General features: G+C 52.6%; 1 protein-coding gene. It reads right to left on the minus strand.

Annotation, left to right across the window (positions count from 1 at the left end; genetic code table 11):
• A partial coding sequence (locus KDM89_RS21410; RefSeq protein WP_438947540.1) for an elongation factor 1-alpha C-terminal domain-related protein occupies positions 1-306 on the minus strand: 306 nt, incomplete at both ends.

A 306-nucleotide genomic window follows, 5' to 3' on the forward strand; every position in this document is an offset into this window, starting at 1 on the left:
GATATCATTCAGTTTCAGGCTATCAGCCGGACGACGTTGCTGGGTATTGATATCAAGGATGGTATCGATGGCTGTTACCCGCGCAGCAACCTGGCGGGTCGTATGTTTGAGCCAGTATTTGCGGCGCACATCCAGCGCATCTTCTGATAACCAGCACAAATCAGCCTTGACTGTTTTCTGCAGGGTGGCTGGACGTTGTGCATCCACCAGCATATCGCCGCGTGAAATATCCAGATATTCATTGAGCAGGATAGTGACTGACTGACCGACTACCGCGGTATCCAGCGAGCCGTCCAGGGTCAGGAT

The sequence above is a fragment of the Cognatundibacterium luofuense genome (assembly GCF_018139685.1).
GTDB lineage: Bacteria > Pseudomonadota > Gammaproteobacteria > Burkholderiales > Burkholderiaceae_D > Undibacterium > Undibacterium luofuense.